This window comes from Cellulomonas sp. P5_E12 (assembly GCF_054049315.1).
This window is the reverse complement of sequence record NZ_JBFUMP010000002.1, coordinates 126447-148204: the sequence shown is the minus strand read 5'-3', so window position 1 is coordinate 148204 and position 21758 is coordinate 126447. Positions and strand designations below refer to the sequence as shown.

Genomic DNA, 21758 nt, shown 5'->3' with positions numbered 1-21758 from the left:
GCCAGACCCTCAGGGGACGACGCGCAGCGGCGCYTGACCGGTCGAGCCGCGGATGACCAGGTGGGTCGGGAGCTCGACCGTGACCGTGCCGCCCGGGTGGGAGGGGGCCAGGCGGGCGAGGAGCAGGTCGGCCGCCGCGTGGCCGGCCCGCTCCAGCGGGGCGGCGATCGTCGTCAGGCCAGGGCGGACCAGGTCGGCGCCGAAGACGTCGTCGCAGCCGACCACGCTCAGGTCGCCGGGGACATCGACGCCACGCTCGGCCAGGCGGTCGAGGATGCCGAAGGCGAGCAGGTCGTCGAAGGCGAGGACCGCGGTGGCGCCGGAGTGCAGGACGGCGTCGGCCGCCGCGGCTCCGTCCTCGCGGCGGGGGACGAACGGGCCGAGGCCGATCACCTCGACGCCGAGGCGCTTGGCGGCGGTGCGCAGGACGGCGCGGCGGCGACGGTCGGACCAGGACGCGCGGGGGCCACCGGCGTAGACGACCCGGCGGTGGCCGAGGGACGCCAGGTGGGCGAGCGCCTGCCCCGAGCCGCCGGCGGTGTCGACGAGGACGCCCGACTGGTCGGCGACCGGGCGGTTGACCGTGACCATCGGGAAGTCCGCCGCCCACGCAGCCAGGCGGTCGTCGTCGAGGCGGGAGGCCGCCAGGACGGCGCCGTCGACCGTCGGGCGCAGCGCTCGCAGCGCACGCTCCTCGGCTTCGACCGACTCCTCGGCGTCGACAAGCACGTGGATGTAGCCGTCGGCGCGCAGGCGCGCGGCGGTGCCACGAACGATGCCGAAGAAGTACGGGTTGGTGACGTCGGGGACGACGAGCGCGACCATGCCGGTGCGGCCGGAGCTCAGGGCGCGGCCGGACAGGCTCGGCGCGTACCCGAGCTCGCGGGCCGCCTCGCGGACGCGGGACGCGGTGCGCTCGTTGACCCGGCCCGGCTTGGTGAGCGCGCGGGACGCCGTGGAGATGGCCACGCCGCTGGCGGCCGCGACGTCGCGGAGGGTGGGTGGCCTGGTCATCGGTCCTCGTCGCGCGATGGGCATCGGCGGGCCGACCGGCCCGGCGCGTCTCCATCGTGGCCGGGAACACCACCGTTGGCAACTGTGGGCAAACGTTTGTCTCGCGCGCCGGTCGCGCCTACGGTGGGACCGCACAGCACGCGCCGGCGAGGTGGCCGGCGACGGGAACCATCGCCGACGGTGTCGTCGGCCGGACGGAGCAGGCATGCCCACGGACCACGAGGACTCGACAGCGCCCGGCAGCACGATCCGCAGCGCCGAGGTGCTGGTCAGCAGCCCGGACCGGAATTTCGTCACGCTGCGGATCACCACCGAGGACGGCGTGGTCGGGCTCGGCGACGCGACGCTGAACGGCCGCGAGCTCTCGGTGGTCTCGTACCTCGCCGACCACGTGGTGCCGCTGCTCATCGGACGCGACGCGCACCGCGTCGAGGACACGTGGCAGTTCCTCTACCGGTCCGCCTACTGGCGGCGCGGACCGGTGACCATGGCGGCGATCGCCGCGGTCGACGTCGCGCTCTGGGACATCAAGGCCAAGGTGGCGGGGCTCCCCCTGTACCAGCTGCTCGGCGGCGCGAGCCGGAACGGGATCATGGCGTACGGGCACGCCAGCGGCCGGGACCTGCCCGAGCTCTTCGACTCGATCCGCCACCACCAGGAGCTGGGCTTCCGGTCCATCCGCGTGCAGACCGCCGTGCCGGGCATCGACGCCGTGTACGGCGTCGCGGCGCAGCCCTCGTCGTCGGGACGCTACGACTACGAGCCGGCGCAGCGCGTCCCGCTGCCCGTCGAGGAGGACTGGGACACCCGGGCCTATCTGCGGCACATCCCGGGCGTGTTCGAGGCGGTCCGCAACGAGTTCGGGCCCGAGGTGCCGCTGCTGCACGACGGGCACCACCGCATGACGCCGATCCAGGCGGCGCGGCTGGGCAAGGACCTCGAGCCGTTCGACCTGTTCTGGCTGGAGGACTGCACGCCGGCCGAGAACCAGGAGGCGCTGCGGCTGGTCCGGCAGCACACCACGACGCCGCTGGCCATCGGCGAGGTCTTCAACACCGTGTGGGACTACCAGACGCTGGTCCGCGAGCAGCTCATCGACTACGTGCGGTCGGCGGTCACGCACACCGGCGGCATCTCCGCGCTGCGCAAGATCCTCGACTTCGCGGCGCAGTACCAGATCAAGTCCGGCATCCACGGGCCCACCGACATCTCCCCCGTCGGCATGGCCGCCGCGCTCCACCTCGACCTCGCGATCCACAACTTCGGCATCCAGGAGTACATGCAGCACGGGTCGCGCACCAACGAGGTGTTCCGGCAGTCGTTCACGTTCACGGACGGCTACCTGCACCCGGGTTCTCAGGCGGGCCTCGGGGTCACCTACGACGACGAGGCCGCGGCGCGCTACCCGTACCAGCTCGCGTACCTGCCGTTCAACCGGCTCAAGGACGGCACGGTGCACGACTGGTGACCGTCCACCCGATGTGGCTTCCCGACGAGGCCTTCCGGCCCCTCGGGTCGCGACGGGTGCTCGTCGCCGTCGGGCCGGACGACGGGCCGGTCGCGGAGACGGTGGTCGCCGAGGTCGCCGCCGCGACGGCCCGGTTCGGTGGGAGGCTGACGACGACGCTCGACCACGCGGTCACCCCCGACGAGGCGCTCGCGCAGGACGTCGTCCTAGCGATCGTGGGCAGCGCCGCGACGGCCGGCACCGCCGCCACAGAGATGCCCGGGTACCCGCCTGGGGCCGACTCCTCCCTGCACTCCGTGCAGGCGGTCGTGGACGGCGCGCTCCTGCTCGGTCGTGGGGCGCCGATGAACCCGGGAATGTTCGGCATCGGGCGGCACGGCGGGATCGCGGTCGTCCTCGCCGGCGACGCGGCCGGCCTCCTCTACGGTCTGCACGCGATGGTCCGGCGGGGAGAGGCGGCGTTCGGCGGTCCCGACGATCTCCTGTGGGACCTCCCGATCAACGGCATCCGCATGCTCGACCACTGGGACAACGCGGTGATCCACCCGGTCATGGGGCAGGTCGAGCGCGGGTACGCCGGCGGCTCCCTCTTCTACGCCGACGGGCGCGTCCGCGAGGACCTGTCCCGGGTGGCGCGGTACGCGCGGCTGCTCGGGTCGGTCGGCATCAATGCCGTCGGGCTGAACAACGTCAACGTGCACGCCGCCGAGGGCCGCCTGCTCACGGACCACGTCGACGACGTCGCCCGGCTGGCCGACACGTTCCGGCCGCACGGCATCCGCGTGTACCTGTCGGTGAGCTTCGCGGCGCCGATCACGGTGGGCGGGCTGTCGTCGGCGGACCCGCTCGACCCGGCGGTGCAGGAGTGGTGGGAATCCGCGGCCCGACGGGTCTACGCGGGGATCCCCGACTTCGGCGGGTTCGTCGTCAAGGCCGACTCCGAGGGCCAGCCCGGCCCTTTCGCGTACGGCCGCGACCACGCCGACGGCGCGAACCTGCTGGCGAGGGCCCTGGCACCGTTCGGCGGCACGGTCTTCTGGCGCGCGTTCGTCTACGACCACCACCAGGACTGGCGCGACCGGTCCACCGACCGCGCCCGGGCCGCTTACGACCACTTCGCGCCGCTGGACGGCCGGTTCGACGACAACGTCGTCCTGCAGGTCAAGTACGGGCCGATGGACTTCCAGGCGCGCGAGCCGGTCTCCCCCGTGATCGCCGCGATGCCGCGGACCCGGCTGGCCGTCGAGCTGCAGGTGACGCAGGAGTACACCGGGCAGCAGAAGCACGCGTGCTACCTCGGGCCGCAGTGGGCCGAGATCCTGCAGTTCCCGCTGGCCGGGGACGGACGCTCTGTCGGGTACGTGGCCGCGGGGCTGCCGGACGGGCGGGGTGCCGGGCTCGTCGCGGTCTCCAACGTCGGTGACGACGAGTTCTGGACCGGGCACCCGCTGGCGCAGGCGAACCTCTACGCGTTCGCGCGGCTGGCCTGGGGCGAGGAGGACCCGGTCGCGATCCTCGACGAGTGGATCGGCCTGACCTTCAGCGACGGCCCCGACGTCCGTGCGGCGATTCACGCAGTGCTCGACGACTCGTGGCGCACCTACGAGAGGTACACGGCGCCGCTCGGCGTCGGGTTCATGGTCCGGCCGGGGCACCACTACGGGCCCGACGTCGACGGCTACGAGTACACCCCGTGGGGCACGTACCACTTCGCCGACCGCGACGGCATCGGCGTCGACCGCACACGCGCGACCGGCACCGGCTTCACGGGCCAGTACCCGGCGCCCTGGCGGGACGTCTACGAGTCGCTCGAGACCTGCCCCGACGAGCTGCTGCTGTTCTTCCACCACGTGCCGTACACCCACGTGCTGCGCAGCGGGAAGTCCGTGATCCAGCACCTCTACGACACGCACGCTGACGGGTACGACGAGGTCGTGCGCATGGCGGAGGCGTGGGCGGCGGTGCGGGGGCGGGTACCGGATGCGCTCTTCGACCGGGTGGCCGAGCGGCTGGTTGAGCAGCAGCGGAGCGCCGGCGAGTGGCGCGACCAGCTGCGCAGCGCGTTCTTCCGCCGCTCGGGGATCCCGGACGCGACGGGGCGCACGATCTACTGACCTGGCTCAGACTCGAGGCATGACGCCCAGCACCCAGGTCCAGCTCGTCCGCCGCCCGCAGGGGTGGCCCGTCCCGGAGGACTTCCGCACGGTCGTCGTCGAGCTGCCCGACCTCGGGCCGGACCAGGTGCGCGTGGCCAACGAGTTCCTCTCGGTCGACCCCTACATGCGCGGCCGCATGAACGACGCCGAGTCGTACACGCCGCCGTTCGCGCTGGGCGCGACGATGACCGGCGGCGCCGTGGGTCGGGTCGTGGAGTCGACGTCGGACGCGGTGCCCGTCGGCGCTGCGGTCACGCACGACCTCGGCTGGCGCGACGTCGCGCAGGGCGACGCGAGCCGGTTCCGCGTGGTGCAGGACGGCGTCCCGCTCTCGGCGTACCTCGGGGTGCTCGGGATGACCGCGTTCACCGCGCACCTCGGGCTGCTGGAGATCGCGCAGATGAAGCCGGGCGAGGTGGTCTTCGTGTCCGGCGCGGCCGGCGCGGTCGGGTCGATGGCCGGACAGATCGCGCGGCTCAAGGGCGCGTCGCGGGTCATCGGGTCGGCGGGGTCGGCCGCAAAGGTCGCCCTGGTGCAGGAGAAGTACGGTTTCGACGCCGCGTTCGACTACAAGGACGGGCACGTCTACCAGCAGCTGCGGGCCGCGGCGCCGGACGGGATCGACGTGTACTTCGACAACGTCGGCGGCGTCCACCTCGAGGCGGCGCTCGGCACCCTGAGGCGCGACGGGCGCGTGGCCATGTGCGGCGCGATCTCCGGGTACAACGACGAGCAGGCGCAGCCCGGGCCTCGCAACTTGGCGCGGGTCACCCAGCAGGGGCTGACCCTCAAGGGCTTCACGGTCGGGTTCCACACGCAGCACTACCCGGCGTTCCTGGCGGACATGCGCGAGTGGTTCACCACCGGCCAGATCGTCTACGACGAGACCGTGATCGACGGCCTCGACCACGCGGTCGACGCGTTCCTGGCGATGATGCGCGGCGAGACGACCGGAAAGACCGTGGTCAGGCTGTAGGTGACGGTCCGGGGACCTACGGAGCGGCCGTCCGTGCCGCCACGGCGGTGACAAGCTCGGTGCCGTGCTCGAGGAAGGCGTCGCGCGCCAGCGCGGCCAGGGCATCGGCATCGCGGCGCGGCACCTCGGCCAGGATCGCCGCCATGCGTCGTGACTCGATCTCCGGCACCCCGCCGACGATCGTCCGCATCCGCGTGACGTGCACCCGGTAGCGATCCACGCTCTCGACCAGGACGGGGTTGCCGCACCGCGCGAGGACGAGGTCGAAGAACCCGGGCGCGACGATGCCCGCCGCTCGAGGCTCGTCCGCGAGGGCATCGCGTCCCGCCTGCGCGATCCAGCCCCGATCCTCTTCGCTCAGGTTCTCGGCCGCCAGCCGGGTCGCCAGGCCGAACAGCTCCGCGAGCACGACGACGATCTGCAGGAGCCGCTCGGGCTCGAGGGGAGCGACGGTGTAGCGGCGACCGACGTCGATGCGCACCAGGTCGATCTCGGCGAGCCTCTGGAGCACCTGCCGTACCGGCGTGCGTGAGACGCCCAGCGTCTCGGCGAGCTCCGCCTCACGAAGGATCTCCCCCGGGACCAGGTCTCCGCTGAGGATCGCCGAGCGGACGGCAGCGACGAGCTGATCGGTCAACGACGTGAGCCGGAGGGGTTCCTTCGGCGGACTCAGTGGCACGGACTGCTCCTACGGATCACGAGAGGGCTTCCGACAGTAGCCCGGCCCGGTCGCGCGCCGGAGGACCAAAGTCAGGACCAATGTCCCAGCATGCCGGTATACCCGCATACAAGTATGGAGACATTCGATGCAATGGCATCGCGACATGCGGGTCGACATGCCCGCCCAGGGAGGAACGACCGTGAACCGCACCAGGTACCGCATCGGCGCGATCGCCACGAGCGCGACGCTGCTCAGTGCGATCGCCGTCCCGGCGATGGCCAACGACGACTCTGGCGAGACGTCCACCGGCTCCGCGCAGGACGTCGTCCTGATCGACGACGTCGAGGCGCCTGACGAGGTCGAGCCCGTCGAGCCCGACGCCGTCGTCGACGAGCAGCCGACCGAGGAGGCGCCCGCCGAGGAGGCGCCGATCGATGAGGTGCCCGTCGGCGACGAGTCGACCGACGACGCCGCGGATGAGCCGACCGACGAACTGGTGTCGGAGGCGCCCGCGGAGGTCGCCGAGGAGGCGCCGACCGAGGTCACCGCGCCCACCGAGCCGGCCGCGATCGCCGCGCCGCTCGCCGTGACCACCGTCCACTCGACCGACAAGAACGGCGCAGGGTGGGGCTTCGGGGAGTCGCGCGCCTTCGGCCACCACGAGTACGTCGASAACGGCCTGCACGTGTGGACCGAGAAGGGCACCGACAACGCCGACCTCTCGAAGTCCAAGTCGGCGGGCTACGTCGCCGCGAGCTTCCCGCTCGCGGACGCGGCAACCACGACCATCGACTTCACCTCGTACTCCGGTGTGCGCCCGAGCGTGCAGCTCGCGGTCGACCGGGACGGCAACGGCACGTGGGACGGGTACCTCGTCTACGAGCCGTGGGCCTACGGCGAGGGCAACTGGTGGACCTCGAAGGCCGGATTCGGCGTTCCGTCGGGCATGGGCTACGAGTCGTTCGGCACCATCGASGCGTACGTCGCAGCCAACCCGAACGCCCGCGTCATCGGCGTCGGGTACTCGCTGGGCTCSGGCGTGATCGGCGACGCCGTCATCAAGARSATCGTCGTCGGCGGAGCGACCTACACCTTCGGGCTGGMRCCCGYGGYCGTCGTGACRCCTCCCGTGCCGGCGACCCCGGCCCCCGTCGCACCCGCGGCACCGGTCGACCCGGCGGCGCCCGTGGCTGCCGCGCCCGTCGTCCCGACGAGCGCCGCGGTTCCCGCGGCGACCGACGGAACCCTGGCGGCGACCGGCTCGCAAGCCGGCCTGCTGGCCCTGCTCGGCGCGTTGATCGTCGCGGCCGGCGTCGGCCTGCGGCGCTTCTCCCGGCGCTGACGTAGGACATGGTCGGGCCCCGCAGCCTCGTGCTGCGGGGCCCGACCTCTGCCGTCAGCTGGTGAACCGCGCCTCGGCGACGGCGACCACGGGCGCGGCCGTCCGCGCGTAGAGGTAAGTCAGCGGGGCGGCCAGCAGGACGAGGAGCCAGTCGGACAGGTACGCCACGGCCACGGCGAGCACGAGCACCGACGCGAACCCCAGCGTGACCAGGGGCTTCGCCGCGACGAAGTACGCGCCGAGCCGCGCGACGTCGCGCGTCCGGAAGGAGAAGAGCGCGCTGAGCACGAGTGCGTGACCGGCCCAGAGGACGAGCATCACGGCGATCGCCCCGAGCACGACGCCGAGCGCCGGCGGGAAGCCCGCGTCGGACAGGTGCGTGAGGTTGACGGCGACGATCGCCAGGACGACGAGCGTCGGCACCCACCAGCGCAGCACGTCGAGCGCGTCGAGCCGGTAGCCGCGCCAGAAGTGCCGGGCGGGCGAGAGGTCGCGGTCGCGCGCGAACACCCGCCACGCGAACAGGGCCGCCGCGACCGACGGCCCGAACGGCAGGCACGCCAGCGCGAACAGGGGGATGTTGCTCGCGTCGCGGTCCAGCACCTGCACGAGCACGAGGCCCGGCGCGCTGGTGAGCAGCAGCAGGGCCTCGATCACGAGGAACCAGTACACGGCGGCCGACGAGCGCGGGAGCAGCCCGGTGCCGATCTCGTCGTCGCTCTTGCCCGCCATGGCCGTCATCCGACCACACCGAGGAGCCGGCCGTCGTCCAGTCCCGGGTGGTCGTCGGGAATCACGGGCAGCAGCTCGACCACGGTCACCTCGTGCCGGCCGAGCACCAGGTCGAGGTCCACGTGGCCGTCGACGGCGTCCAGCGAGAAGTGCCGGACCGCCGGCGCCGAGGCGTCGTGCAAGAGGTCGAGCACGCGGTCCGACGGGTTCCGCGGGCGGCCGAGCTCGCGCCAGGCGGTCCACGCGTTGCCCTCGGTCTCGTTGACGGACCGACGGACGACGGCGACGTCGGACGGGACCGGGACGCGCAGGCGCACGGTGTGCGAGGCCGGCGCGGAGCCGTAGGGACCGTCGTCGGAACCCCCCAGCGGCTGCCAGGCCAGGACGGTCACGCGGCCGTCGTCGTCGCGGCACACCAGGTGGTCCTCGCCGCGGCCAAGCACGGTGGAGCCCAGGCGAGCCATGAACGAGTACAGGTGGAACGTCGGCTTGCGCACCTGGCGGTGGGTGAGCAGCCCGAACCCGCCGTGGAACAGCGAGGTCGGGATGTTCTCCTCCTCGAACACGTCGCAGAAGGTCCAGTACGAGAACGAGTCGACCAGGTCCCCGCCGCCCGCCAGCACGGGGGCCAGGTAGGCGGCGTTCCAGGCGGTGTCGTGGATCGGGTTGTCGGGCCGGTAGGAGGTGTTGAACTCGCTGATGTGCACGGGCAGGCCCGCGAGCGCGGTGCCCGCCAGGTGCCGGCGCGGGGCGTCGAACTGGTCGAGCAGCGCCTGCGGGGGCTCGAAGGCCTGGTAGACCCCGAACGGCACGTGCTGCGCGGGTCCCGACGAGTACGCGTGGCGGCTCACGAAGTCGACAGGGACGTCGCGGGTGGCGACGAAGTCGGCGAACGGCGCCCACCACTCGTCGGCCCCCGGCGAGAGCACCGGGCCGCCCACCTGAAGCGACGCGTCGACGTCCTTGACCGCGCGGGCCGTCGCCTCGTAGAGCCGGAAGTACGCGGCCTGGTCGGCGGCCTGCCAGAAGGCGGTGAGGTTGGGCTCGTTCCACACCTCGATCGGCCAGGTGCGGACCTCGTCGAGCCCGTACCGGTCGATCAGGTGCCGCAGCACGGCGCGGACCAGCGCGGCCCACTCGTCGTGCGAGCGCGGCGGCGTGACGTTGCCCTTCCACCAGAAGACGGTCTGGTCGCCCGAGGCCAGGGCCGACGGCATGAACCCGAGCTCGAGGAACGGCTTGAGACCGATCCGCAGGTAGGAGTCGACCACCTGGTCCACGTACGTGAACGTGTACCGCGTGACGCCCTGGGACTCGCGCAGCACGCCCATGTCGTCAGAGAGCAGGCCGTGCCCGCGGATGTACCGGAACCCGATCTCCCGCTGCACCAGCGCGGCGGACTCCTGGTAGTCGGCGCGCAGGGCGAGGTTGAGCCGGCCGGTGCCGACGCAGTGCCGCCAGGCGTCGAGGAGGGGGCCGACGGGGTCGGTGCCGATGAGGACGCGGTTCATGAGAGGACGAGCACCTCGGTCGGGGAGAGGGTCAGGGGGTCGCCGATCTCGACGCGGCGGCCGGTGAGCAGGTCCGTGCCGGCGACCTCGGACGTCACGGTCACCGGCGACGGGCCGTGGTGCAGGACGAAGGTGTGCCGAGCACCGTCGGGGGCGACGCGGTCGACCACCTCGACGCCGTCGACGTCGGCGAACGGCCCGACGAGCCCGTGGCGGTCCAGGACGCGCCGCACGACGGCAGCCACGCCCCGGTCGTCGAGCGCCGTCGCGACGTACCAGGCCACGCCGTCGCCGTGGGTCGCGCGCGTGACCGCCGGGGTGCCGGCGTAGAAGTCGGCGCCGTACGTCCCGACCACGTCCGTGTCGCCGTCGGGGATCACGACCTCGAACACGTGCCGGGCCTCGTACGCCGCGCCCTCGAGCGTGACGGGGTTGACCACGGAGGGCTGCTGGGCGTCCGTCTCCTCGACCCGCAGGCCGAGCAGGTCCCGCAACGGGCCGGGGGCGTCGGCGAGGAACGCGTTGTCGTCCTCGTCAACCCGGCCCGACAGGAACGTGGTGAGCAGCGAGCCGCCGCGCTCGACGACGGCCTCCAGCCGCGACGCGAGGTCGCCCTTGACCATGTGGAGCAGGGGCGCGACGACGACGTCGTACCCCGCGAGGTCCGCCGTGACCGGGACGACGTCGACCATCGCGTTGAGCCCCCACAGCGCCCGGTGGTAGCTGGTCAGCACGTCGAGGTACCGCACGTTCCGGTTCGGGCCGTCCGACATCTCGACGGCCCACCACGAGTCCCAGTCGAGCAGCAGCGCCACGCGCGCCGGCGTGCGGGCGCCGAGCGTCGCGTCGCCGAGCTCCGCGAGCTGGGCACCCAGCGCGGCGACCTCCCGGAAGACGCGGGTGTCGGTGCGGCCCGCGTGGTCGAGCACTGCGCCGTGGTACTTCTCGCAGGCGCCGCGGGACTGCCGCAGCTGGAAGAACAGGGTCGCGTCGGCGCCGTGCGCCACGGACTGCCAGGTCCACAGGCCCAGGACGCCCGGGCGTTTCACGGCGTTGACGTCGCGGCTCGCCGTCGTCGAGGGTGTCTGCTCCATGACCCAGAAGGGCGCTCCCCCGCGAAGACCACGCATCGCGCCGTGCGCCAGCGCCATCCGCGCCGCGGTCCGCACCGGCGAGGCGTCCTCCGGCGGGTAGTTGTCCCACGTCGCCAGGTCCAGGTGCTCGGCCCAGCGGTGGTAGTCGACAGGCTGGTACAGGCCCATGAGGTTCGTCGTCACCGGGGTCTGCGGCACGTGCGCGCGGATGGCCGCCTTCTCGGCGAGGAAGCCGCCGAGCAGCGCGTCGGACATGAACCGGCGGTAGTCCAGCGTGATGCCCTGGAACGCGGTGTGGTTCGGTCCGCGCCAGTGCTCGGACAGGGCCGTCGGCGGCTCGACCTCGTCCCAGTCGGTGAACGTGTGCGACCAGAACGTGGTGTTCCAGGCGTCGTTGAGCCGCTCCAGCGTCGCGTACCGCTCGCGCAGCCACACCCGGAACGCCACCGCGCACAGCGAGCAGTAGCAGGCGCCGCCGTACTCGTTGCCCACGTGCCAGGCGACGATCGACGGGTTGTCGCCGTAACGCTGCGCGAGCCGGCCGGCCAGCTCGACCGAGAGTCGGCGGAACGCCGGCGACGACGGGCAGTGGTTGTGCCGCCCGCCGTAGACGTGCCGGCGGCCCTCGAAGTCGACGCGACAGGCGTCGGGGTGGGCGCGCGCGAGCCAAGGGGGCATCGCGCCGCTGGGCGTCGCGAGCACGATGCTCCGGCCCTGCTTGGTCGCGAGGTCGACCATGGCGTCCAGGGTCGAGAAGTCGTAGCGGTCCTCGGCGGGCTGCAGGTGCGCCCAAGCGAAGACGCCGAGCGTCACGGTCGTGATGCCGGCGAGGTCGAAGGCGGCGTGGTCATCGGCCCACACCTCACGCGGCCACTGCTCGGGGTTGTAGTCGCCGCCGTAGTGGATCTGGTTCATGGATCTCCGAAGAAGAGCGGCCGGCCCCGCGGGGTGCGGGGCCGGCCGGCGATCGGGTACTCAGCCCTTGGCGGCGAGCGCCTGGTTGTACGTGTCGACGTACTGGTCGACGTTGAGCCCCTTGAGCTCGGTCTGCCAGGCGTCCCACTCGGACATCGGGCGCTTGCCCAGGATGAACGCGGCCGTGTTCTGCGTGACCGAGTCGTTCAGCGCGGCCTGCCAGAGCGTGACCTGCTCCTGCTGCATCTCGTCGAGCGGGGCGCTCGGCGTCAACGGCAGCTCCTCCTTGCTGGACATGGAGTCGACGAACGCGTTCGTCTCGTCCGTGTTCAGCGACGAGATGAGCGCGTCGGTGGAGCCGTTGGCCAGAGCCCAGACGCCGTTGCTGAACCCGAAGTCGGCGTTGAGCTTCTTGGTGCCGGCCGGGTTCACGCCGTTCCAGTCGACGTCCGGCGCGAGGGCCAGGGTGTCGCCGTCCTTGGTGTAGGTGGTGCCCTCGACACCGAGCTTTCCGAACTCCAGGCCCGCGTCGGAGTAGTAGAGCCAGTCGGCGAACTGCAGGAGCGCCAGGAAGTGGGGCTGCTCGGCGGCCTTCGACGAGATCATGAACCCCGACGCGGCCCGGCTGCCCGAGGCGACGTTGTCACCGGCGGGGCCCTCGGGCACCCGGATCAGGTGGACCTTCGCGTCAGCGTTGCCGGCGTCGGCGAACGTCTTCTTGTACGCGGTGACCTCCTGGGTGTTGCCGGAGATCGCCAGCGACTGGCCGCTGCCGAACTTCTGCTTCGCCGTGTCGTCGTCCTGCGTGAGCGACTCGGGGTCGAGCAGACCGTCCTTCACCAGCGACGCGAAGTAGGCGACCAGGTCCTTGTAGCCGTCGGTCGTCGCCGCGTACGCGAACTTCTTCGAGTCCTGGTCGAACGACAGGCCGTTGCCGAAGCCCCAGCCGGCGATCGTGCCGAAGTTGGGCGCGGCGATGTTCAGCGTGGCGCCGAGTGGGCTGTTGTTCGTCGTCGACCAGCGGTCCGACATCGGCCAGACGCCCGGGTTGGCCGCCTTCAGCTTCTCGAGGTCGTCCTTGAAGTCGTCCCAGGTGGCCGGGTCCTCCTTGAGGCCCGACTTCTCCCACACGTCCTGGCGGATCGCGATCGAGTACTGCGGCTGAGGCGACTGGTAGAGGCCCGGGAGCATGTAGTACTTGCCGTCGGCCTGCTTGAGGTTGTCGATGTACGGCTGGAGGTCCCAGTCCTTGACCTTCTTCTGGAAGTTCGGCATGTACTGCACGTAGTCGCTGATGGGCAGCAGCGCGCCGCCCGAGACGAACTGCGTCTCCTGGCCCGAGTAGGTGACCGGGATGAGCTCGGGGGCATCGCCCGAGCTGATGATCAGCGACTTCTTCGCGTCCCAGTCGCTCAGCGGCGCGCTGGTCAGGTCGAAGCTCACCTTGTTCGTGTCGGCGACGTGCGAGAAGAACAGCCAGTCCTTGTTCAGCGGGTAGTTCGGGTGGTCGCGGTACAGCACGCTGAACGTCACCGGCTCGCTGGCGACGAAGTCCGTGCCGACCTTGTAGTCGTCCATGGCACCGACGCGCTGGGCGTCCGGGATGCCTTCGCTGGCACTGGCCGACGGTTCGTCCGACGAGCCGCCGTCCGACGAGCACGCCGCGGTGAGTGCGAGCGTGAGCACGGCGACCGACGCGGCGGCACTGACGCGCTTCCTGGTGGACCTCATGGCTCTCCTTGACTGGGTGGGAGGGGACTACTGCTTGACCGCGCCGAGCATCACGCCCGACACGAAGTACCTCTGGATGAACGGGTAGAGGCAGATGATGGGCAGCACCGTGAGGAGCATCGTCACGGACTGCACGTTGGCGGCGATCTGGGACCCGTCGGTGGTCGACCCGGCCTGGATCGAGGTCCCGGACGTGACGCCGGCCATGAGATTGCGCAGGTAGAGCGTCACCGGGTAGAGGTTCGGGTCGTCCATGTAGAGGAACGCGCCGAACCAGCCGTTCCAGAACGAGACCGCGTAGAAGAGCAGCATCGTGGCCACGACGGCCTTGCTCAGCGGGAGCACGACCTTGAAGAACACCCCGTAGGTGCTCATGCCGTCGATCGACGCGGCCTCCTCGAGCTCGCTCGGGAAGTTCTCGAAGAACGACTTCATGACCAGCAGGTTGAACACGCTGATCGCGTTCGGGAGCACGATCGCCCAGAGGGTGTTCCGGAACCCGAGGTGGCTGATGAGGATGTAGTTCGGGATCAGGCCGCCGTTGAAGAACATGGTGGCCACGGCGATGCCGATGAAGAACTTGCGGCCCTTGAGGTGCTGCTTGGACAGCGCGTAGGCGTACGTCGTCGTGAGCGCCATCGCGATCGCCGTGGCGACCACCGTGTACTCGACGGTGTTGCGGTAGTTGCGCCAGAACATCGAGTCGCCCAGCACCACCTGGAACGTGGTGAGGTTGAACCCGCGCGGGATCAGGTTGACCTGCCCCGAGTTGATGAAGCCCTCGGAGCTGAACGCCTGGGCCACGATGTTGACGAACGGGTAGAGCACCAGGGCCGCGACGACGATGAGGAACACGGCGTTGACCAGGCGGAAGGCCCGCTGGCCTCGGGTGTCCTGCACCCGCGTCCCGCTGGTGCTGCTGGTCACGGGGATGTCGGTGGTCACCACAGGCTCGCCCCCACGGTCTTCTTGGAGATCGCGTTGGCCGACAGGATCAGCGCGACGCCGATGATCGCCTCGAACAGCCCGATCGCGGTGGCGTAGCTGATGGAGTTGGAGACGATGCCCACGCGGAACAGGTACGTCGAGATCACGTCGGCGGTCGAGTAGATCAGCGGGTTGGACAGCAGCAGGATCTTCTCGAAGCCGACCGCCATGAACGTGCCGATGTTGAGGATGAGCAGCACGACCATGGTCGGGCGGATGCCGGGCAGGGTGATGTGCCAGGTCTGCTTCCACCGGTTGGCGCCGTCGATCCGGGCCGCCTCGTACAGCTGCTCGTCGATGGTCGTCAGCGCCGCGAGGTACAGGATCGTGCCCCAGCCAACGGTCTGCCAGACCTCCGAGGACAGGTAGATCGGGCGGAACCAGCCCGGGTCCTGCATGAACGTGATCGCCTGGCCGCCGAGCGCCGTGATGATCTGGTTCACCGTGCCGTTGACGGCGGTGAGCTGGAACACCACGCCCGCGACGATGACCACCGACATGAAGTGCGGCAGGTAGGAGATCGTCTGGATGCTGCGCTTGAAGTGCCGCGAGCGCACCTCGTTGAGCAGCAGGGCGAGCAGGATCGGCAGCGGGAAGACGATCAGCAGCGTGAGGATCCCGATGATCACCGTGTTGGTGAACGCGTGCCAGAACTGCTGGTCGTTGATGAACATCTTGACGTAGTAGAGGCCCACCCACTCGTCGCCGAACATGCTGCCGCCCGGCCGGAACCGGCGGAACGCGACGACGTTGCCGAGGATCGGCCAGTACCGGAAGACGGCCAGGAAGATCAGCGGCAGGACGAGGAACGAGTAGAGCCGCCAGTCCTTGCGCAGCGCCGTGCGCCAGGTCTGGTGCGGGGCGTGGATGACCTGCCCGTCGTGGGTGGTCCACGACTCCCGGCGCGACCGCTTCCTCTTCTTCGGCGTGGCCGGCAGCGCCGGCGCCAAGGGCGAGACAGGGTCCGCGGCGGGGGCGACGATCGGTTCCTGCAGGGTCATGAGGTGCTCACCTCCACGTTCAGCGGCGTCACCGACGCGGCGGTGGTCAGCCGGCGGGTGTGGTCGACCTCGCGGAGCTCGCCGGTGAGCCGCAGGGCCAGCCGCTCGCCGTCGTCGGCGCTCGACCGTGCCACCCGCAGCTCCACGTCCCCGGGCTCGACCACCCGCGCGCCCGACAGCCCGGTGAACGAGGTGACGTCGGCGGGCACGACGAACGACACCAGCGCGGACTCGCCGGGTTCGAGGTCGACCCGCGCGTAGCCGACCAGGCGCACCACCGGCCTGGTCACCTGGGCGACCGGGTCGTGCAGGTACAGCTGCACGACGTCGGCGCCGGCGCGGTCGCCGGTGTTGGTGACCAGGACCTCGACGGTCGCGTCGCCGTCGGTGGCCCAGTCGTCGCCGGTGGCGCGTGCCGACCACGAGAAGCTCGTGTACGACAGCCCGTGCCCGAACGGGAACACGGCCGTGGGATCGACCGACGAGACGTCGGTGCGCCTGCCGAGCGGCGCGGACAGGTAGGTGCCCGGCTGGCCCCCGGGGTCCGCGGGGATGCTCACCGGCAGCCGGCCCGACGGGTTCACGGCGCCGGTCAGCACGTCGGCGATCGCCCGCCCGCCCAGCTGGCCGGGGAAGAACGCCTGCACGACGGCCGCGGCGTCCTGCGCCAGCGGCCCGATCGCGTAGGGGCGGCCGGTGAGCAGCAGCAGGACGACGGGCGTCCCGGTCGCCTCGACGGCGCGCACCAGGTCCTCCTGTACCCCGGGCAGCCGCAGGTCGGTGGCGTCGCAGCCCTCGCCGGAGGTGCCGCGGCCGAACAGCCCGGCCCGGTCGCCGACCGCGACGACGACCACGTCCGCGGCGCGTGCCGTGTCCACGGCCGCGTCGAAGCCGTCGCGGCTCGGGTCGGTCACGTCGCAGCCCCGGGCGTAGGCCACGGGTCCGACGGCGTCGCGCAGCGCGTCGAGGACCGTCGGGATCTCGATGCCGAGCCCGTGGTCGGGGTGGTGCACGCCGACGTGCGCGGGGAACGAGTAGCAGCCGAGCATCGCCATCGGGTCGTCCGCGAGGGGGCCGACGAGCGCGACCCGCGCGCCGGGCCGGAGCGGGAGCACCCCGCCCTCGTCGGCGAGCAGCACGATCGACTCCCGCGCCAGGCGGAGGGCCAGGTCCTGGCTGTCGGCGTCGTCGAGCGCGGGGTGGGGGACGGCGTCGGTCCACGGCGTCCAGCCCTCGTCGAGGAGCCCGAGCTCGGCCTTCTGCGTGAGGACCCGTCGGACGGCCCGGTCGACGAGGGCCTCGTCGACGGCGCCGTCGTGGACCGCGGACCGCAGCGGCTCGCCGAAGCAGTGCACGCTCGGCAGCTCGACGTCGACACCGGCGGCGAGGGCCAGCGCGGCCGCCTCCTGCTCGCTGCCCGCGATGCCGTGCAGCGACTGCAGGAACCGGATCCCGAAGTAGTCCGCGACGACCGTGCCGGTGAAGCCCCACCGGTCGCGCAGCACGGTGGTCAGGAGCTCGGTGTCCGCCGCCGACGGGACGCCGTCGAGCTCGGTGTACGCGTGCATCACGGACCGGGCGCCGCCCTCGCGCAGGGCCATCTCGAACGGCGGGAGGATCACGTCGGCGAGCTCGCGCCGGCCGATGGACACGGGGGCGAGGTTGCGGCCGGAGCGCCCGGCGGAGTACCCGGCGAAGTGCTTGAGGGTCGCGACGACGCCGGCACCCTCGAGGCCCCGGACGTAGGCCGTGCCCACCGTACCGACGAGGTACGGGTCCTCGCCGATGGTCTCCTCGGTGCGGCCCCAGCGGTAGTCGCGCGTGACGTCGAGCACCGGAGCCAGCCCCTGGTGGACGCCGGCCGCGCGCATCGAGGTGCCGATCCGGTCCGCCATCGCCTCGACGAGCTCGGGGTCGAAGCTCGCTCCCCACGCGAGGGGTACCGGGTACACCGTGGCGCCCCAGGCGGCGAACCCGGCGAGGCACTCCTCGTGCACGACCGCCGGGATGCCGAACCGGTTGGCGGCCACGATCTCGGCCTGCGACGCGGCAAGGCTGCGCGCGCCCGCGGCCGGGTCCACCGGCGCGGAGCCGTAGGGGCGGGTGAGCTGGCCGAGCCCGTCGCGGATGACGTCCGCCCAGCCGAGGCCGTCGGCGGTCATCTCGGACTGGTGCGGGGCCACGCCGGCACCCGTCGCGTCGGCACCGACCCAGAGGCCCACCAGCTGCGACAGCTTCTCGTCCAGCGTCATGCGGTCGACGAGGTCGTCCACCCGTGCTGCCCTGGTATCGGAACCTGACTGTGTGGTCATCCGACCTGTCCACCTCCATCTCACGGCCCTGTGAGAAGTCGAAAGTATCGACCTCGGTGTCGATATCTGCCGAACGGGACGTTAGGCGCGAACCGTGCACATGGCAATCCGGACGGGAACTTTGGCAAACGTTTCTCATCCTGCCGACGGCGATCGGTGGGTGAGTTCCGCCCTTGACGGTGGGCGGCCCGGGAGGACGGTGCTACGTTCGGCCCGATAGTTGCGACGAGCAGATGGACCACCGATGACCACCACCAGCGCCAGCACGCCCCCGGACGGGCAGGGGGCCATCGCCACCCCGGAGGTCCCCACCGCGACGATCGCCCTCATCGCCGCCGAGGCCGGCGTCTCGATCCCGACCGTGTCCAAGGTGCTCAACGGCCGGACCGACGTCGCTGCGGTGACCCGGGCCCGTGTCGAGGAGGCCATCGACCGGCACCAGTACCGTCGGCGCCGCGCGCGCAGCCAGACCGGCCCCGGGCTGCTCGACCTCGTCTTCCACGAGCTCGACGCGGGCTGGGCGGTGCAGATCATCAAGGGCGTCGAGTCCGTCGCCGGGCCCGAGCGCATGGGCGTGGTGCTGTCCGAGCTGGGTGGCGCGCACCGGCCGCGGCAGGAGTGGCTCGACGACGTGCTGGCCCGTCGGCCGCGCGGCGTGATCCTCGTGCTCTCCGACCTCGACCCGGCGCAGCGCCGACAGCTGCAGACCCGCTCGATCCCGTTCGTCGTCGTCGACACCGCGGGCGAGCAACCCGCGGGCGTGCCCACCGTGGGGTCCGCCAACTGGGCCGGCGGCCTGGCCGCGACCCGGCACCTGCTCGGGCTCGGGCACCAGAGGATCGCCGTCATCTCCGGCCCGGTCGACGTGCTGTGCAGCCGCGCGCGCATCGACGGCTACCGCACGGCGCTCGACCAGGCCGGCATCGCGGTCGACCCGTCGATGGTCCGGTACGGCGACTTCTTCGTCGGCGGCGGGTACACCCACGGCTTGGACCTGCTCGACCGGCCCGACCGCCCGACCGCGATCTTCGCGGGCTCCGACTTCCAGGCGCTCGGCGTGATGCGCGCGGCCCGCGAGCTGAACCTGCGGATCCCCCAGGACCTCTCGATCGTGGGCTACGACGACCTGCCCGTCACCGAGTGGATCGGCCCGCCGCTCACCACCATCCACCAGCCGCTGCAGGAGATGGCCGCCACCGCGACCCGCATGGTGCTCGCGCTCGCCCGCGGCGAGGTGCCGGCCAACCCGCGCATCGAGCTGGGGACCGAGCTGGTGATCCGCGAGAGCACCGCACCGCCGTCGTCGCTGGGACCGCTCGTCTGATGGCCCAGTTCGACATGCCGCTCGCCCAGCTCGAGCGTTACCTGCCCGACGTCCCCGAACCCGCGGACTTCGACGCCTTCTGGACCTCCACCCTGGTCGACGCACGGCGGCACGACGTGCTGGTCGACGTGGTGCCGGTGGCCACCGGGCTCGCGCTCGTCGAGACCCGGGACGTGACGTTCGCCGGGTTCGACGGGCAGCCCGTGCGCGCCTGGTACACCCGGCCCGCCGGGGTCGCCGGTCCGCTCCCCGCCGTGGTCGAGTACCTCGGGTACGGCCGCGGCCGCGGGTTCCCCCAGGAGCGGCTGACCTGGGCGAACGCCGGCTACGCGCACCTGCTCATGGACACCCGCGGCCAGGGCAGCCAGTACGGCTCGGGCGGCGACACCCCCGACCCCGTCGGCTCCGGACCGGCCGCCCCCGGCTTCGTCACGCGCGGGATCCTCGACCCCGGCACGTACTACTACCGACGCGCCTTCACCGACGCCGTCCGGGCCGTCGACGCGGTGCGCGCGCTGCCGGGGGTCGCACCCTCACGGGTCGCCGTCGTCGGCAACAGCCAGGGCGGCGGCATCGCCCTGGCCGTGGCGGGGTTGGTGCCGGACCTGTCCGCGGTGCTGGTCAGCGCGCCGTTCCTCACCGACGTCCGCCGCGCGCTCGCCCTCACCGACGACGACCCGTACGGCGAGATCGTCCGCTACCTCGCCGTGCACCGCGATGCCCAGGTGCAGGTGCTGCGCACGCTGTCGTACATGGACGGCGTGCACTTCGCCCGCCGCGCGACCGCCCCGGCCCTGTTCGCCACCGGCCTGCGGGACAGCATCTGCCCGCCGTCCACCGTCTTTGCGGCGCACAACCACTGGGCGGCCGAGCGCGAGATCGCGGTCTACCCCCACAACCACCACGAGGGCGGCGAGGCGTTCCACACGGCCCGCCAGCTCCGCTGGCTGGCATCACGCATGGGACGCGCGTAGTCGACGCGCCGTCGGGGCGGGCTGTCGCCGCCCGACGGGACGGCTAGCGGCCCGTGCCGTCGATCGCGTGGGGCTCGATCGCGGCGATCTCGTCCGCGGTCAGGGCCGGGGCCTTGAGCGCGGCGACGTTGTCCTCGAGCTGCGCGACCGAGCTCGCGCCGACCAGCGCCGACGTGATCCGGTCGTCACGCAGCACCCAGGACAGCGCGAGCTGCGCGAGCGACTGCCCGCGACCGGCCGCGACCTCGTTCAGCGCGCGGGCGCGGGACAGGTACGTCTCCGAGATCGCGGCGGGCTTGAGGAAATGGCCCACGGCCGCGCGGGAGTCGGCGGGGACGTCGCCGGACAGGTAGCGGCCGGTGAGCAGGCCCTGCGCCAGCGGGGAGAACACGATGGTGCCGATGCCGAGCTCGCCGACGACGTCGAGCAGGCTCTCGCTCTGGCCGTCGGCGATGTTCTCGACGTGCCGGTTGAACATCGAGTAGCTGGGCTGGTGGATGAGCAGCGGGGTGCCCAGGTCGGCGAGCACCTGCTGCGCAACGCGCGTCTGCGCCGGCGAGTAGTTCGAGATGCCGGCGTACAGCGCCTTGCCGCTGGTCACGGCCGTGTGCAGCGCGCCCATCGTCTCCTCGATCGGCACGGACGGGTCCGGTCGGTGCGAGTAGAAGATGTCGACGTAGTCCACGCCGATGCGGGCGAGCGACTGGTCGAGCGAGGAGAGCAGGTACTTGCGCGAGCCGCCGTCGCCGTACGGGCCCGGCCACATGTCGTAGCCGGCCTTCGAGGAGATGACGAGCTCGTCTCGGTACGGCCGCAGGTCGGAGGCGAGGATCCGGCCGAAGTTCTCCTCGGCGGAGCCGTACGGCGGGCCGTAGTTGTTGGCCAGGTCGATGTGCGTGATGCCGAGGTCGAAGGCCCGGCGCAGCACCGCGCGCTGCGTGTCGAGCGGCGTGGTGTCCCCGAAGTTGTGCCAGAGGCCGAGCGAGAGAGCCGGCAGGTCCAGGCCGCTGCGGCCGGTCCGGCGGTAGGTCATCGAGTCGTAGCGGGCGGCATCGGCGGAGAACGGCATGAGAGAACGCTATCCGTAGGATCGGCCCGTGCTGCACGTCGCGTTCTTCGAGCCCCGCATCCCTGGCAACACCGGCAGCGCCATCCGGCTGGCGGCCGGCACCGGCGCCACCCTTCACCTGGTCGAGCCGCTCGGCTTCGACCTGTCGGAGGCGAAGCTGCGGCGGGCCGGGCTCGACTATCACGACCTCGCGCACGTGGTCGTGCACCCGTCCCTGGACGCCCTGCTGGCCGCGCTGCCCGGACGCGTGTACGCGTTTACCACGCAGGCGACGCAGCGGCACACCGACGTCGCGTGGGCCGACGAGGACGTCCTCCTGTTCGGCCCCGAGCCCACGGGGCTGCCGGACGAGGTGCTCGCGCACCCGCGCATCACCGACCGCGTGCGGATCCCCATGCTGCCCGGTCGGCGGTCGATGAACCTGTCCAACGCCGCCGCGGTCGGTATCTACGAGGCCTGGCGGCAGCTGGGGTTCGTCGACGGGGTGTAGG

The 21758-nt window shown here is 71.8% G+C and carries 17 protein-coding genes; 7 read left to right on the top strand and 10 right to left on the bottom strand.

All coding sequences use genetic code 11. The features are described from left to right. Positions 1-9: 9 nt before the first annotated feature. Complete coding sequence (locus tag ACXJKA_RS02060; protein WP_456823503.1) at positions 10-1014, bottom strand: LacI family DNA-binding transcriptional regulator; 1005 nt, start codon at positions 1012-1014, stop codon at positions 10-12. A 205-nt stretch (positions 1015-1219) separates the two neighbouring features. Between ACXJKA_RS02060 and manD the strand changes: the two genes are divergently transcribed. From manD to ACXJKA_RS02045, 3 genes are read left to right on the top strand one after another with little or no spacing between them, the layout of a single operon-like run. After that, a complete protein-coding gene (manD, locus tag ACXJKA_RS02055; protein ID WP_456823502.1) occupies positions 1220-2482 on the top strand; it encodes a D-mannonate dehydratase ManD in 1263 nt (420 codons plus the stop codon). Between the two features lie 11 nt (positions 2483-2493). Then, positions 2494-4596: an alpha-glucuronidase gene (locus ACXJKA_RS02050; protein WP_456823501.1), complete on the top strand. Its 2103-nt coding sequence runs from the start codon at positions 2494-2496 to the stop codon at positions 4594-4596. 19 nt (positions 4597-4615) lie between these two features. Beyond that, positions 4616-5614, top strand: a complete 999-nt coding sequence (locus ACXJKA_RS02045; protein ID WP_456823500.1) for an NADP-dependent oxidoreductase — start codon at positions 4616-4618, stop codon at positions 5612-5614. 16 nt (positions 5615-5630) lie between these two features. Here ACXJKA_RS02045 and ACXJKA_RS02040 read toward each other — a convergent pair whose 3' ends face one another. After that, positions 5631-6293 carry a GntR family transcriptional regulator gene (locus ACXJKA_RS02040; protein WP_456823499.1) on the bottom strand — a complete coding sequence of 221 codons (663 nt, stop codon included), beginning with the start codon at positions 6291-6293 and terminating at the stop codon, positions 5631-5633. 181 nt (positions 6294-6474) lie between these two features. Between ACXJKA_RS02040 and ACXJKA_RS02035 the strand changes: the two genes are divergently transcribed. After that, a complete protein-coding gene (locus ACXJKA_RS02035; protein WP_456823498.1) occupies positions 6475-7617 on the top strand; it encodes a hypothetical protein in 1143 nt (380 codons plus the stop codon). 54 nt (positions 7618-7671) lie between these two features. Here ACXJKA_RS02035 and ACXJKA_RS02030 read toward each other — a convergent pair whose 3' ends face one another. Genes ACXJKA_RS02030 through ACXJKA_RS02000 form a run of 7 tightly spaced genes read right to left on the bottom strand, consistent with a single transcriptional unit; the run spans position 7672 to position 17900 of the window. Continuing rightward, the gene (locus ACXJKA_RS02030; protein ID WP_456823497.1) at positions 7672-8358 is read right to left on the bottom strand and encodes a glycosyl transferase; all 687 of its coding nucleotides are present in this window, start codon (positions 8356-8358) and stop codon (positions 7672-7674) included. Then, positions 8355-9860, bottom strand: coding sequence for a GH39 family glycosyl hydrolase (locus ACXJKA_RS02025; RefSeq protein ID WP_456823496.1), 1506 nt, complete (start codon positions 9858-9860; stop codon positions 8355-8357). Before ACXJKA_RS02025 ends, ACXJKA_RS02030 begins: the two co-directional genes overlap by 4 nt. Further along, entirely contained in the window at positions 9857-11869 is a 2013-nt protein-coding gene (locus tag ACXJKA_RS02020) for a beta-galactosidase (protein ID WP_456823495.1), read from the bottom strand. The genes ACXJKA_RS02025 and ACXJKA_RS02020 overlap by 4 nt, the downstream gene beginning before the upstream one ends. Before the next feature lie 60 nt (positions 11870-11929). After that, positions 11930-13600 (bottom strand): ABC transporter substrate-binding protein, encoded by a 1671-nt coding sequence (locus tag ACXJKA_RS02015; RefSeq protein WP_456823494.1) that lies wholly within the window; start codon positions 13598-13600, stop codon positions 11930-11932. Between the two features lie 27 nt (positions 13601-13627). After that, positions 13628-14548, bottom strand: a complete 921-nt coding sequence (locus tag ACXJKA_RS02010) for a carbohydrate ABC transporter permease (RefSeq protein ID WP_456823493.1) — start codon at positions 14546-14548, stop codon at positions 13628-13630. Continuing rightward, on the bottom strand, positions 14542-15588 hold the full coding sequence (locus tag ACXJKA_RS02005) for an ABC transporter permease (protein ID WP_456823492.1): 1047 nt from the start codon (positions 15586-15588) through the stop codon (positions 14542-14544). The genes ACXJKA_RS02010 and ACXJKA_RS02005 overlap by 7 nt, the downstream gene beginning before the upstream one ends. Next, positions 15585-17900: a beta-xylosidase/alpha-l-arabinosidase gene (locus tag ACXJKA_RS02000; RefSeq protein WP_456823491.1), complete on the bottom strand. Its 2316-nt coding sequence runs from the start codon at positions 17898-17900 to the stop codon at positions 15585-15587. Before ACXJKA_RS02000 ends, ACXJKA_RS02005 begins: the two co-directional genes overlap by 4 nt. A 244-nt stretch (positions 17901-18144) precedes the next feature. Between ACXJKA_RS02000 and ACXJKA_RS01995 the strand changes: the two genes are divergently transcribed. Together ACXJKA_RS01995 and ACXJKA_RS01990 are read left to right on the top strand one after the other, a co-directional pair. Then, positions 18145-19224 (top strand): LacI family DNA-binding transcriptional regulator, encoded by a 1080-nt coding sequence (locus ACXJKA_RS01995; RefSeq protein WP_456823490.1) that lies wholly within the window; start codon positions 18145-18147, stop codon positions 19222-19224. Next, on the top strand, positions 19224-20198 hold the full coding sequence (locus ACXJKA_RS01990) for an acetylxylan esterase (protein WP_456823489.1): 975 nt from the start codon (positions 19224-19226) through the stop codon (positions 20196-20198). Before ACXJKA_RS01995 ends, ACXJKA_RS01990 begins: the two co-directional genes overlap by 1 nt. Before the next feature lie 43 nt (positions 20199-20241). Here ACXJKA_RS01990 and mgrA read toward each other — a convergent pair whose 3' ends face one another. Beyond that, positions 20242-21267, bottom strand: coding sequence for an L-glyceraldehyde 3-phosphate reductase (mgrA, locus tag ACXJKA_RS01985; protein WP_456823488.1), 1026 nt, complete (start codon positions 21265-21267; stop codon positions 20242-20244). A 28-nt stretch (positions 21268-21295) separates the two neighbouring features. Here mgrA and ACXJKA_RS01980 point away from each other — a divergent pair, with 28 nt between their 5' ends. After that, entirely contained in the window at positions 21296-21757 is a 462-nt protein-coding gene (locus ACXJKA_RS01980; RefSeq protein ID WP_456823487.1) for a tRNA (cytidine(34)-2'-O)-methyltransferase, read from the top strand. Position 21758: the final 1 nt, after the last annotated feature.

Bases quoted from the DNA above. Each gene is read 5' to 3' on its own strand.
- manD (WP_456823502.1), top strand. From the start codon at position 1,220: ATGCCCACGGACCACGAGGACTCGACAGCGCCCGGCAGCACGATCCGC.
- ACXJKA_RS02050 (WP_456823501.1), top strand. From the start codon at position 2,494: ATGTGGCTTCCCGACGAGGCCTTCCGGCCCCTCGGGTCGCGACGGGTG.
- ACXJKA_RS02045 (WP_456823500.1), top strand. From the start codon at position 4,616: ATGACGCCCAGCACCCAGGTCCAGCTCGTCCGCCGCCCGCAGGGGTGG.
- ACXJKA_RS02030 (WP_456823497.1), bottom strand. From the start codon at position 8,358: ATGACGGCCATGGCGGGCAAGAGCGACGACGAGATCGGCACCGGGCTG.
- ACXJKA_RS02025 (WP_456823496.1), bottom strand. From the start codon at position 9,860: ATGAACCGCGTCCTCATCGGCACCGACCCCGTCGGCCCCCTCCTCGAC.
- ACXJKA_RS02020 (WP_456823495.1), bottom strand. From the start codon at position 11,869: ATGAACCAGATCCACTACGGCGGCGACTACAACCCCGAGCAGTGGCCG.
- ACXJKA_RS02015 (WP_456823494.1), bottom strand. From the start codon at position 13,600: ATGAGGTCCACCAGGAAGCGCGTCAGTGCCGCCGCGTCGGTCGCCGTG.
- ACXJKA_RS02005 (WP_456823492.1), bottom strand. From the start codon at position 15,588: ATGACCCTGCAGGAACCGATCGTCGCCCCCGCCGCGGACCCTGTCTCG.
- ACXJKA_RS02000 (WP_456823491.1), bottom strand. From the start codon at position 17,900: ATGACCACACAGTCAGGTTCCGATACCAGGGCAGCACGGGTGGACGAC.
- ACXJKA_RS01995 (WP_456823490.1), top strand. From the start codon at position 18,145: ATGACCACCACCAGCGCCAGCACGCCCCCGGACGGGCAGGGGGCCATC.
- ACXJKA_RS01990 (WP_456823489.1), top strand. From the start codon at position 19,224: ATGGCCCAGTTCGACATGCCGCTCGCCCAGCTCGAGCGTTACCTGCCC.
- mgrA (WP_456823488.1), bottom strand. From the start codon at position 21,267: ATGCCGTTCTCCGCCGATGCCGCCCGCTACGACTCGATGACCTACCGC.